General features: G+C 37.1%; 6 protein-coding genes. 5 read left to right on the forward strand and 1 reads right to left on the reverse strand.

Features of this window, described 5'->3' with window-relative positions:
* Positions 1-422 precede the first annotated feature (422 nt).
* From ACP6PK_RS28855 to ACP6PK_RS28865, 3 genes are all read left to right on the forward strand, one after another.
* Positions 423-1169, forward strand: a complete 747-nt coding sequence (locus ACP6PK_RS28855) for an SDR family oxidoreductase (protein WP_426564855.1) — start codon at positions 423-425, stop codon at positions 1167-1169.
* 526 nt (positions 1170-1695) lie between these two features.
* Complete coding sequence (locus ACP6PK_RS28860) at positions 1696-1917, forward strand: hypothetical protein (protein WP_094676630.1); 222 nt, start codon at positions 1696-1698, stop codon at positions 1915-1917.
* A 356-nt stretch (positions 1918-2273) separates the two neighbouring features.
* Positions 2274-2666 carry a hypothetical protein gene (locus tag ACP6PK_RS28865; RefSeq protein ID WP_426564857.1) on the forward strand — a complete coding sequence of 131 codons (393 nt, stop codon included), beginning with the start codon at positions 2274-2276 and terminating at the stop codon, positions 2664-2666.
* Between the two features lie 1193 nt (positions 2667-3859).
* On the opposite strand, the gene ACP6PK_RS28870 is transcribed toward ACP6PK_RS28865, so the two are convergent.
* Positions 3860-4591 (reverse strand): DUF7873 family protein, encoded by a 732-nt coding sequence (locus ACP6PK_RS28870; protein ID WP_426564859.1) that lies wholly within the window; start codon positions 4589-4591, stop codon positions 3860-3862.
* A gap of 324 nt (positions 4592-4915) precedes the next feature.
* On the opposite strand from ACP6PK_RS28870, the gene ACP6PK_RS28875 reads away from it, so the two are divergent.
* Together ACP6PK_RS28875 and ACP6PK_RS28880 are read left to right on the forward strand one after the other, a co-directional pair.
* Positions 4916-5164, forward strand: coding sequence for a hypothetical protein (locus ACP6PK_RS28875; RefSeq protein WP_426564861.1), 249 nt, complete (start codon positions 4916-4918; stop codon positions 5162-5164).
* 1014 nt (positions 5165-6178) lie between these two features.
* On the forward strand, positions 6179-11820 hold a 5642-nt coding region (locus ACP6PK_RS28880), incomplete at its 3' end, for a LamG domain-containing protein (protein ID WP_426564863.1).

Here is an 11820-nt window from a genome sequence, read left to right on the forward strand (position 1 = left end):
TACAGAAGTCAGGAGATTAAGAAATACTCAGAGGGGAAAAAGGTAGAAAAATGCCCCCACCTTCCCACACTTCCCACACTCCGCACCCCCATCATGTATAAAAAAATAAATACCTTCAGGGGTTCTATAGTAATTCCCAGAGTTATGAAGTACAGTAACAACAATTTGTAAACCAGTTGCGAATATCTTTTTGAGTAACTTGTAATGGTACTTTTTTTTTCTAAAGTCCAGTTAATAGGAAAATAAATAGTGTCCATTAACTCTCCAATGATTTTCAAGGAAAAAGTTATTTCTAATCTGTTCTTTGTTAAAGCCAACCTCACTATACTTTTTAAGAGACTTGCGTGTAAATAACTTGCCAGGTAAACTAAAGAGTGAGCTAATGGGAATTCTTCTAAAATAGATCAAATAAAGGAAAAAATATGACGAATAACATTGAAAATAAAGTTGTTGTAATCACGGGTGGTAGTAGCGGCTTGGGTGAGGCGACAGCAAGGCATTTGTCAAGTTTGGGTGCGAAGATTATTCTCGGCGCTCGTCGTGAAGATAAGCTTCAAGCAATCGTAAATGATTTAAAAGCAGTGGGTGGCGAAGCAGACTATCTGGTAACGGATGTAACAATCAGAAGTGATGTTGAGGCGCTGGTACAAAAGGCTATCGATGCTTTTGGCCGCGTTGATGTAATGATAAATAATGCGGGTATCATGGCTATCGCCCCGATGAATGCACTAAAAGTGGATGAATGGGATCGCATGATTGATATCAACATCAAAGGTGTTCTCTATGGTGTGGCTGCCGCACTGCCTGTCTTTGAAAAACAGGAAAGTGGTCACTTTATCAATATATCCTCTATCGCAGGGGTGAAAGTCTTCAGCCCCGGTGGGACAGTCTATAGCGGCACAAAATTTGCTGTGCGCGCTATTAGTGAAGGCTTGCGCCATGAGGTAGGGGGTAAGATTCGCACCACAACCATTGAACCCGGTGCAATTGAGTCTGAGTTAAAACATGGTTCATCTGATCAAGGTGGCGCTGCTGCTGTGAAAGAACTCTATGAAAATAATGCAATTCCTGCGGATTCTATAGCGCGCGCAATTGCTTATGCGATTGAACAACCTGCCGATGTGGATGTGAACGAAATCATTATCCGTCCAACTGTGCAGGAATTCTAGGCTTAGTAGATTACAAAGTCTGTTTCAGGGAGAGGATTTCTCAAGAAGCGCGGTACTTTGAGATTTTTGAGTTCAAAAATGGCTTCAAACCTAGTAATAGCAAGGTAAATACCTCACAGTGCGAAAAATACCTGGAACCTAGATATATCAATAAAACAGTTTATTTAAGGTCAAAGCACTATTGTATAATGTTTTGACCTTATTTTTAACCTATTTTTTTCTAAAGTCCAGGGGCTTTGTGGCATAAAAGTAGGGATAGAACATCCATTCCGCTTTGGTTCACATATCAAATGCGTTTGATATGCGGCTGCTATATCGATCTATTTCGCAATTATTGATGTTCTATTCATCTATTGTCCAATAGTTAGGGTTTGCCGACCAAATCTCAAAACCTTTACAGGTAAAAGTTTCAGCCTTTTTCTGTCTTATATTGATGTTTGATTCATCTATTGTCCAATAGTTATAGCAGTTTCCGCGCAGAAGTGAAGTACATATGCACTTGCTTGTGCAGCAACTATATACTTTCATGCAACAAAGCCAAGTCCAGGTAATATCAAATCTAGATAATTACTATATCCAAGTCATTGCGACTGCAACAGAGTGGAAGGAAGCAATCTACCAAACTCTTGAGATTCCTTCCTATCGTCGCAATAGTGGTCAATTGCTGGGAGAACAAGGAAGAAGTAATGCAAGTCATGAAGTGAAAACCGCTATAATATTTATCCCAAAATTTCAGCAACGCTTTTAACAAAAGTGAAGCCCTAAGTTCTGTCCATACTTAGGGCTTCGTTTTATCACTCAATTAAGCCATAGCATTTACAGCAGTTTTGGAGTTACCAAGGTACAAAATAATAAAATTTTTTACAGACACTGAAGCCTGTTAGTAATTGGTAACATAAGTATTCTGTTTGTTACAAACACCGAACCGTGAACGGCAGATTAGTTTTTAACTGTACCTCACCATCATCAGGCATTGCTATAATCCACTTTTTCTGATTACGTCACAAAATCTATAGGTTTTGTAAAATAATTAAATTAGATATTGTCACAAAATCAAATATTGCCTATACTAAAAGAGTACCGAACAAAATTAAGAGGTCCAAAATGAACTGTAAAGGTAGAGGTGGTTGGCGCCAGAATGCTGGCAGAAAAGCTGGTTGGAGACACGGGGAAACTCAAACTATTCGCGTACCCGTAGCACTAAAAGAGCAATTATTAGAAATAGGCAGACAGTTGGATAATGGGGAATTTGTTGGCAACCCCACCGATGAAGAACTTGATGAACTTTTGTACAGATGGCAAGTACAATGTGATGCTCAACCCGCAGATGCTCCAGAGTGGCAAAAAGTACGTCAGTTGTTAGGAGAAATAGAAGGAATTTTAGCCACAGAGCAAAGAGGAGGTTGTCGTCACGGTCACGGTCATGCAGAAGCAGGAGAATTTTCTGGCATGGGAAGAAGAGGTCGGGGTCATAGCAGACACCACCATCATCACTAAATTTCGAGCTAAAACGGCTTTGTTGCATAAAGGTAGCGATAGAACATCTATTCCGCTTTGGTTCCCATCTCAAACGCGGAGCAAGTGCGGCAGCTATATCGCTCTATTTCGCGATTATTGATGTTATATTCATCTATTGTCCAATAGTTAGGGTGGACTGATTTGCTTTCATAGAGCGATCGCGATTATTGATGTTATATTCATCTATTGTCCAATAGTTAGAGTTGGCGGATTAAATCTCAAAACTTTTACCTGTAAAAGTTTCAGCCTTTTTAGGTCTCAGATTGATGTGATATTCATCTATTGTCCAATAGTTACAGCAGTTTGCACCCATTATAAAGTACATATGTACAAGCAAGTGCGGTAGCTATATACCTTCATGCAACAAAGCCAGGTAAAACAGTAGGGGTTTGGTCTCCAAACGCTGCCTTTTCTAGAGATGTGTTATCTTCTTGTCCGTTGGTATGGTCTCGTGTAAAAGCCGGGGAAATATCTACCTTATGTAAGATTTTCTGTTCTTAAAGCTTCTCTCCTAGATTTCTGACAGCGCTTTTCAAGTTGATGAACCACATCTTCATAACCAAAACCTAGTAGGGACATTCCATGGAACGTCTCTACTGTGGTCTACTGAAATGAAAACCGCTGTAAAGCTTCTCTCCTAGATTTATGATTGAAAAAGGGTGAAGCCCTAAGTGCTGTCCATACTTAGGGCTTCGTTTTATCACTCAATTGACACGCGATCGCTTTTAATTCTCGGTTTTAGTTTGTTATCATCGTGCTTTTCCAGTTAAGCTATCCCGGCATATAAGTTATATACAAATTGAAGCCAGGAGCAGGATACGAGCCTGCATATCAATGATATTTTTCCTCGAAATTTGTTCTCGCGACAGTGATGAATATTAAGCTTGGAGTAATAGCTTAATCTTGAGATTGTACAAAATATCGCCTCTTCCCATTGGGCTACTTCGTTTGTCAAACGAAGGTCAGAATCGAACTGACACTATAATATTTGTACGGTTTAAATTAAAGTTTGAGATTGAATTTGTACTCCAATTTAATAATAACTCAAACTATAAATTTTGACAACTAATTATTAGACATCTCCAATAATAAAAACAGGAAATCAATTATCGCAAATAAATTATCAATTCTTTCCCCCTACTCCCTACTCCCTACTCCCTACTCCCTGTTTTCTATTGAAATAAATATTGAAAAATACGCTCTCCTACTCTTTGCTCTTCTACTTCAGAATTATTAGCTTCTTCACGAGCAAATTTAACAGCTTGAGACAGCTTTTCTAACTTTTCCAACATTTCATTAACCCGACGTGCAGGCAATGCGCCAGAAAATTTGACCGTGCGCCAATAACCAATAGTCACATCTTCATAATAGACCTCTACTTGCGCAGGGTGATGTTCCGTCGCTTCTGCTTTAACATGGTTGCGGGGAGTTTTGAAAGTCCGCAATGTTTGAACTGGTTCTGTTGCCCAACAGTCAGAAGACTGATCAAACGTCCAAGTATCCGCAGCATTCAAAACTGGTAGCTTTTTGATAAAAGCGCGTAAGTCTGTCAACTGCTTTTCTAGGAATAGCAGATAACTAACTGGAGCTTGAGTTAACAAGGTTTGACCATCCACAACCACATCAGCGCGGGCAGTACAGTTTGTCCAATCTTTAGTTGCTGTCACATCCAACAACTTTGTTAATACCTCGGCAGTCTTGCGGATAATTTCTTCTGCTTTAACCTCCACCTTTTTCGACTCTGGGGGGAGTTGTTCTCCCTCCTCATCTTTAGGGCGATAGGTTCGAGAAATACCCGAAAGTAAAGCAGGTTTCTGCAAAGCTTTTTGAGCTTCCGCTAGTTCCTGCACTGACCGACTTTTGATTCCTTTTTCTATGGCGATGATTTGGTTTAGTCGTGCCATCTGGATATATTGTCCATTTATTCAATTGTATTTGTATTATTTGTATTATATTGTATTTTTTACCAACTGTCTACTACTTCATCTACTTTGTTATCTTTTTTAGGATTGGAATTATCAAACACACTGGAGAGAATTTTAATCCAGATATTACCATAAATATCGCCTCTTATCTGCTGTTGATAAATAAATAAGTTAGGTGAGTGAGAACTAGATCGCTCTTATGTCAAGACTTTCGCTTAAACTCGCCCCTACATTTTTTTTTAACGTTTAATTAGATTTACCTACTTAGCGATCGCAACAGCCTACTTAGAGATAAAATAAATATTGTTGAGTTTTAGTGAAGTAAAAGCAATGAGTTTAGGAAAAGATTTATTTAAAGCATACAGAAAACCTATCAAAGAAAAAGATTTATTTAAAGCACTGAATAAATCTAGTCAAGCCATATCTGATATTAGTATTTCTGCGGTCAAACAATCACAAAATATTCGTTTAAATCAAAAAACTCAAGATAAGATAATTAAAGATAATTGGAAGTCAGTAAACTGGTTGCGATCGCTGTTTGTTAGAAAGTAACTATACTATCTTCAAGTCGATAGTAATTGCTCAATTTTATCAGTTTTATATACCCCACCTTTGAAAACTTGGTGGGTAATTATCATCTATCAAATGTAAATATTAAAATCTTTTTTTAGTAGAGAAAAATTTGTAATTTTGATGTCTATTGATTAAAATTATTTAATCCCAATTCCCATGCATTAATGCTATACTTGATTAAGACTTCAGTTATTAAGTAATTACTTTGGGAGAATTACCTTTTTCCTGATTTGAGACAATTTAATCTTTGATTATCCTTATTTTTACTTCTCCCGTACGGACGTTGCACAGGCAAAAATGCGTTTTCCGTTCCGGAATGCTGCCTCTTACAGAGGAGCTGCGCTAACGCTTTTTCCTTCGGAATTCTAGCGCAAACATGTTGCGCAGCAAAACGTCCCTACACTCCCCTACTCCCCTACTCTGAAATAGATAAAGTTTTTGAGAAATGGTATAAGGCCATAGCACTAATATTTTACTTACTATTTTTTGTAAATATAGTCAATAACTTAATTCTAAATTAATTATAAAAAAATTATAATTTTACAAAGTTAAAGTAAGTCATTATACCCATTTATTTGTTGGTAGAAAATTATAGAAGTTTGAACAAATATTGCTAAATTAATTTTTTTTAATAGCTAGAGTAGGGAAGGGTTTAGCAACCTAAAGTCAGATTTTACCTGGTTCCTATTCCGTGTTCCCTTTTTGACTGTAACTATCTTTTTGAGATTTAATATGAGAGAGAGAAAAAGCGATCGCCTATATATCGCAAAAAACTTAACAATAATCCTTCATAAAATTTAATCATATTAATAATTGAATAAGTGGTAGGATTCAGTATTAAGAAATATTGAGTTAGTGCATCTATAAAACTTGAGATTTATTGTATAGACAAAACTCTAAAATCATCTAGATTGTATATTTTTTCAGACAATCAAAAGATGATTAGTATCCCTAGTAAATTACCAATTAATCAAGAAAAAAGGAGAATAATTAGTGTCTGAAGTCGCTACTAAAAATATCACATTCTGGAATACTACTGACTATAAGTATCCAGGATTTGGCAAAACCCTAGAAGTCCCTGATGGTTTAGGTGGTACAATAGGTATTACTTATAATCAAATAGACTATGATGACCGTGGCTGGAGAGGAAAGCCAGATGGTGATACTCCCATTACAGAAGATCGATTTCTCTCTGGGGAAATAGAGAATAATTTTAGCTTAACAGGCAAAGTCAAAGGTATTACCGCTACGATGCCTCAAATAAGAACTTTAGGAAAAGAAAATAACTATTCTGTCACCCTAGATTTTAGTAAATACAAAGCTTCCGCAGCAGGTTCAAAAGCAACTGATGGTGCAACCTCTGGTGACACTTATTTGGCCATATCAAGATTCTTTAATGGTAGTAAGACTGGATATACAACTATAAAAGTCACAGCGAAAACTGTAGATGGTAGTGAACTGAACCTAGGTGATTGGAAATTATTCAATAGTGGTGCCCTGCCGAATATGGGACGCTGGGGTGGCCATAATGCTCGGATATTTCTAGATGTAGCTAATCAAACTATTTCTGGTAAAAACTCTGAAGGTAAACAAGAGTTCTGTCCAACTCCACCTAACCCAGGTTCTTCTTTTGGTACAGATACAGGACTAGGCTTATTTGAGTTACCAAGTAATCAACGTTATGTGTCTATTACTCTGAGTTTCAAACAGAAAAAAATTCAAGGTGGGATACCTAATGATTTACACGATATTTATGTTGCTAGTAATACTAGCTCTACAGGTCCAATTGATGCAACTCCTCAACCTACCAATAAACCTGTAGACATAAATAATGGTTTACAACTGCATCTACCACTGAATGAAATAGTAGAAAATGCTGAATCAGAAAAAGAAGTTGTTGATATTTCAGCAGGAAAGTTTAATGGTAAAGTTCATGGTGCAACAGTTGTCACCGACTCGAAGTTTGGTAATTGTTTAAACTTTGATGGGGTGGATGATTATATCCAAATGCCACAAATGAATATTGATTATTCACAAGGTTTTACCGTAGAAGCTTGGGTGTATTATAACAGTTTCAAGAACCAATCAAGAGTTATTGATTTCGCTAACGGTCCCGGTAAAAACAATATCATTTTTGGCAATCATACTACAACAAATGATGGATTATTAGTTGTGTTTGTTGGTTCGACGAGAAAAGCTATTGAAGTAAAAGGGATACTTGAAGTAAATAAGTGGCTCCATCTAACAGCAACAATTGATGAGTCAGGAAATGCCAAGGTTTATAAGGATGGGCAAGAAGTAGGGGGGGGGTTGGTAGCTATCCCCAATAGTGTTAATCGTAGCAAAAACTATATTGGGGTAAGTAACTGGTCAGGAGATGGACATTTTCACGGAAAAATGTCAAATCTGCGGGTGTATAACCGAGTGTTGTCAAAAGAAGAAATTAACGAATGTATGGCAGTAGATGGAACACCTCCACCAATGGATATTAATAATGGTCTACAACTGCATCTACCACTGAATGAAATAGTCGAAAATGCAGCTAAAGAAAAAGAAGTTGTTGATGTTTCTGTAGGAAAACTTAAGGGTAAAGTTAATGGTAATCCAACAGTTGTAGATGACTCACAACTTGGCAGTTGTCTAAACTTTGATGGAGTCGATGATTATATCCAAATGCCAGAAATGAATCTTGACTATTCACAAGGCTTTACTGTAGGAGCTTGGGTAAACTACAACAGCTTTAAGAGTTGGTCGAGAATTATTGACTTTGGAAATGGTCAAGGTAACGACAACATTGTTTTTGCTAATGAAGGTACTACTAAGAACTTAGACTTATATGTTTATAAAGGTGCTACTCAAAACAGGATAAAAGCAGATGGAATGCTAGAATTGAACCAGTGGCTTTATGTCACAGTAACTGTTGATGGCTCCGGAACCAGCAAAATCTACAAGAATGGTGAAGAAGTACAGAGTGGTTCAGTACATCTACCTAATAATGTTAATCGCACCAAAAACTATATTGGGGAGAGTAACTGGCCTAATGATGCCTTTTTTCATGGCAAAATGTCGCATCTGCGGGTGTATAACCGAGCATTGTCAAAAGAAGAAATTAATGAATGTATGAAAGTGGATGGAACACCTCCACCGATGGATATAAATCGTGGTTTACAACTACATCTACCACTCAATGAAATAGTCGAAAATGCGGCTAAAGAAAAAGAAGTTGTTGATACTTCAGGTAAAAAACTTAATAGTAAAGTCAATGGGGCAACAGTTGTAGCAGACGATCGCTTTGGCAACTGTATAAACTTTGATGGAGTAGATGATTATATCGAACTGCCGGCAACAACTATTCCTCAAACTGGTGAAATCACAATTAGTTTTTGGGCAAATGGTGGCAAGTCTCTACCCAAACAGAATTCTATAATCTTGGCAGTAGATAAAAGTAACCACAGGGTAATTAACATTCATTTGCCTTGGTCAAATAGTCACATCTATTTTGATTGTGGAAATACAGCTACTTCTGATGACAGTTATGACAGAATAGAAAAATTATCTCAGGCTGTTGATTTTAAAGATAAATGGACTCACTGGGTATTTACTAAGAATGTGGCTACAGGCGAGATCAATATCTATCTCAACGGTACTCTATGGCAGAGTGGTACAGGTAAAAATCAACCAATAAGTTCAATTACCCAGGTGAAGCTCGGTGCTGGTTATGGATTTTATGATGGTAAAATTGCTCATCTACGAATTTATGACCGAGTGTTGTCTCCAGAAGAAATCAACGAATGTATGAAAGTGGATGGAACACCTCCACCGATGGATATAAATAGTGGTTTACAACTGCATTTGCCACTGAATGAAATTGTCGAAAATGATGCTAAAGAAAAAGAAGTTGCTGATATTTCAGCAGGAAAACTTAAGGGTAAAGTCAATGGTAATCCAATAATTGTAGATGACTCACAGCTTGGCAACTGTATAAACTTTGACGGTGTAGATGATTATATTGAACTACCTGTAGCAGCTATTCCTCAAAGCGATGAAATTACAATTAGTTTTTGGGCTAATGGTGGCAAGTCTTTACCTAAGACTAACTCCATATTATGGGCAGTGGCTAGCGATAAAATTAATGACTATGTGGTTAATATTCATTTACCTTGGTCAGATAGTCAAATTTATTTTGATTGTGGAAAGACGCCTACTTCTAGTAACAGTTATAACAGAATACAAAAAATAGCTGAGGCTGTTGATTTTAAAGATAAATGGAGTTACTGGACATTTACTAAGAATGTTACCACTGGGGAGATGAATATATATCTCAATGGTACTCTATGGCACAGTGGTACAGGTAAAAATAAATCAATAACTTCAATTACCCAGGTGAAGGTTGGTGCTGGTTATGGATTTTATGATGGTAAAATGGCTAATCTACGAATTTATGACCGAGTGTTGTCTCCAGAGGAGATTAACGAATGTATGAAAGTGGATGGAACACCTCCACCAATGGATATAAATCGTGGTTTACAACTGCATCTACCACTCAATGAAATTGTGGAAAATTCGGCTAAGGAAAAAGAAGTTGTTGATATTTCGACATCACAACTCAATGGTAAAGTCAATGGAGCAACAGTTGTAGCAGACGATCGCTTTGGTAACTGTATCAACTTTGATGGAGTGGATAATAATATCCAAATACCGGAAATGAATGTTGATTATTCAAAAGGTTTTACTGTAGAAGCTTGGTGTTACTCCAGCAAGTTTAAAAATTACTCAAGAATAATTGACTTTGCCAATGGTCCTACCGACGACAATATCATTTTTAGTCATTATGTCAACAATTCGATCTTATTAGCGTTATATCTTGGTTCAAAGAGAAAAGAGTTAATCCTAAATAAAGTATTTGAAAATAATCAATGGCTTCATTTAGCAGCAACAGTAGATCAATTAGGGAATGCCAAAGTTTATAAAAATGGTCAACAAGTAGGGGAAGGTTTGCTAGCTGTCCCCAATACTGTTAATCGCACCAAAAACTATCTTGGCAATACTCAAAACGCTAAATCTCCAATTTATTTTCAGGGCAAAATGTCGAATCTACGGTTGTATAACCGACCATTATCTCCAGAGGAAATTAACGAATGTATCAAGGTAGATCAAACACTTCCACTTGTGGATATAAATCGTGGTTTACAACTGCATCTACCACTGAATGAAATTGTCGAAAATGCGACTAAAGAAAAAGAAATTGTTGATATTTCATCAGCCAAACTCAATGCTAAAGTCAATGGTGCAACAGTTGTAGCTGACTCCCGCTTTGGTAACTGTATCAACTTTGATGGGGTTGATGATTATATTGAACTACCTACAACAACTATTCCCGAAACTGGTGAAATTACAATTAGTTTTTGGGCAAATGGTGGCAAGTCTTTACCCAAACAGAATTCTATAATCTTGGCATTAGATAAAAGTAATCACAGGGTAATTAACATTCATTTGCCTTGGTCAAATAGTCACATCTATTTTGATTGTGGAAATACAGCTACTTCTGATGACAGTTATGACAGAATAGAAAAATTATCTCAGGCTGTTGATTTTAAAGATAAATGGACTCACTGGGTATTTACTAAGAATGTGGCTACAGGCGAGATCAATATCTATCTCAACGGTACTCTATGGCAGAGTGGTACAGGTAAAAATCAACCAATAAGTTCAATTACCCAGGTGAAGTTCGGTGCTGGTTATGGATTTTATGATGGTAAAGTTGCTAATCTACGGATATATGACCGAGTGTTGTCTCCAGAAGAAATCAACGAATGTATGAAACTGGATGGAACACCTGCACCGATGGATATAAATCGTGGTTTACAATTGCATCTACCACTGAATGAAATAGTGGAAAATGATGCTAAAGAAAAAGAAGTAGTTGATATTTCATCAGCCAAACTCAATGCTAAAGTCAATGGTGCAACAGTTGTAGCTGACTCCCGCTTTGGCAACTGTATCAACTTTGATGGAGTAGATGATTATATCGAACTGCCGGCAACAACTATTCCTCAAACTGGTGAAATCACAATTAGTTTTTGGGCAAATGGTGGCAAGTCTCTACCCAAACAGAATTCTATAATCTTGGCAGTAGATAAAAGTAACCACAGGGTAATTAACATTCATTTGCCTTGGTCAAATAGTCACATCTATTTTGATTGTGGAAATACAGCTACTTCTGATGACAGTTATGACAGAATAGAAAAATTATCTCAGGCTGTTGATTTTAAAGATAAATGGACTCACTGGGTATTTACTAAGAATGTGGCTACAGGCGAGATCAATATCTATCTCAACGGTACTCTATGGCAGAGTGGTACAGGTAAAAATCAACCAATAAGTTCAATTACCCAGGTGAAGTTCGGTGCTGGTTATGGATTTTATGATGGTAAAATGGCTAATCTACGAATTTATGACCGAGTGTTGTCTCCAGAGGAAATTAATGAATTAATGCAAGTTGATGAAGCTGATGCAACAGAAACCGCATCAACTACTGGTGCGGATGATGCAACTCCAACCACTGATGCAACAGACACCACATCAACTACTGGTGCGGATGATGCAACTCCAACCACTGATGCAACAGACACCAC

This window comes from Dapis hubbardiae BLCC-M172 (assembly GCF_050016015.1).
Taxonomy (GTDB): domain Bacteria; phylum Cyanobacteriota; class Cyanobacteriia; order Cyanobacteriales; family Microcoleaceae; genus Trichodesmium.

Bases quoted from the DNA above. Each gene is read 5' to 3' on its own strand.
- ACP6PK_RS28860 (WP_094676630.1), top strand. From the start codon at position 1,696: ATGCAACAAAGCCAAGTCCAGGTAATATCAAATCTAGATAATTACTAT.
- ACP6PK_RS28855 (WP_426564855.1), top strand. From the start codon at position 423: ATGACGAATAACATTGAAAATAAAGTTGTTGTAATCACGGGTGGTAGT.
- ACP6PK_RS28865 (WP_426564857.1), top strand. From the start codon at position 2,274: ATGAACTGTAAAGGTAGAGGTGGTTGGCGCCAGAATGCTGGCAGAAAA.
- ACP6PK_RS28870 (WP_426564859.1), bottom strand. From the start codon at position 4,591: ATGGCACGACTAAACCAAATCATCGCCATAGAAAAAGGAATCAAAAGT.